Consider the following 1,649-nt stretch of genomic DNA (forward strand, 5'->3'; position numbering starts at 1 on the left):
CCTGAATTATTCACCAGAAACTCCAAAATCCCCATCAAACACATGATTCAAGTGCTTGATGGGAATTTTACGTTTTCACCTTTTAAGTGCAGAAAAAGAGCCTCAGCTCTGGTATAGTTAACTCGACCAAAAGACACTATAAAGAGAAGAGGACTCTATAATGAAAACTGTACAGGAAATGGCATTTAGTTTCAATAAAAACATTCTAGCATCGCATACCGGCGGTCAATTATCTTCTGATGGTGGCCTAACCTTGTGTGTTGAACTGATGGCAAAGTTTCAGTTCACGAACTTAGCTGACAATCTATTGAAGTTCAACGACCATCGACAATACTGCCGACATAGTAATTCAAGTATCTTAATGCAGTTGGTTCTGCAGATCATTGCCGGTTATAATACAGATTCTGCTGCAACCTCATTGGTTGCAGAACCATTGTTTAAACTTTTATTGGACAAACCAGCCTTAGCTTCACAAGCGACGATATCCCGTTTCTGGCAACGTATCGATTCCGCAGGTGTGGACGCCTTCCAGACTTTAAATCAAGCTCTTATTGATCAAGCTCGACTGCTAACTAATCAGACGACCACCATTATTGATATTGATTCAACCCATTCTGACACTTATGGCAATCAAGAAGCTACTGACTATAACGCCCATTATGGCTCGGAGGGGTATCATCCATTACTAGCTATCGATAATGATGGTAATCTCCTGAAAGCCATCCTACGGCCTGGTAATGCCTATACCAGCACAGATATAAAAGCCTTTTTAGAACCGTTATTAAAACATTATCAAGACCAATTGCCAGAAACTGATATTCTGGTTCGCGGTGATAGCGGGTTCGCCACACCAGCTGTTTATGATACCTGCGAGGCCGATGATGTCTTTTACATTATTCGCCTCAAACGTAATAAGCGACTACACAACTTGGCAGAAGAGTTTGTACAGATAAGCGACACAACTGAGTGGCATGAAACCGAAACTCACTATTACTCAGCAACTTATCAGGCCACTTCGTGGCCTAAACCGCGTCAAGTATACGTTAAGTCAACTCGTGTAGCTGGCGAATTGATCTTTTCACATGAATTTATTGTGACTAATCTGATAAATTTAACCGCAGAAGCAGCATTTGAACTGTATCATAAGCGTGGTCAGATGGAGAATTATATCAAGGAAGCCAAAGAGGGCTTCTTCTTTGATAAGACTGATAGTTCAACGTTTACCGCCAACGCTGCCCGTATGATGGTTAGTGTATTAGCGTACAATATTATCAATTTTATGAAGCAAATAGCCCTACCTAAAACAGAGACCGGATTGCGTGTTAGTACATTACGAATCCGTTTATTCAAAGTCGCTGCCCGCGTTGTGTTTACCGGTCGACGAATCCAGTTACGACTGAGTTCTCATCACGTTTATCATCGACTCTTTTATCAGGTATTACAGCGTATTCAGGCTATTAAATAGCCCCAATTAAAAAAAATTCTGTACGATCAAGGGATAAGTGCACCCAAAAATTCAAAAATGACTCACCGTTAGGTGATACCATCAAAATTTAGAGTCTCAATACATAGTAAGCAAGATCAAAAGCCGTCAGTTTTTGAAAAACATGAAAACTGACGACTTTTTTGAAAGGTATGAATAATTCAGG

At 40.4% G+C, this 1,649-nt stretch carries 1 protein-coding gene; it reads left to right on the plus strand.

What is annotated here, in order from left to right:
• The first annotated feature begins 160 nt into the window (after positions 1-160).
• Positions 161-1,465: an IS1380 family transposase gene (locus tag JCM2765_RS16445; protein WP_054737598.1), complete on the plus strand. Its 1,305-nt coding sequence runs from the start codon at positions 161-163 to the stop codon at positions 1,463-1,465.
• Positions 1,466-1,649: the final 184 nt, after the last annotated feature.

Source organism: Secundilactobacillus similis DSM 23365 = JCM 2765 (genome assembly GCF_001311075.1).
GTDB classification, from domain to species: domain Bacteria; phylum Bacillota; class Bacilli; order Lactobacillales; family Lactobacillaceae; genus Secundilactobacillus; species Secundilactobacillus similis.

What these genes read in the sequence shown, in the direction of transcription:
- JCM2765_RS16445 (WP_054737598.1), top strand. Translation starts at nt 161, where the DNA reads ATGAAAACTGTACAGGAAATGGCATTTAGTTTCAATAAAAACATTCTA.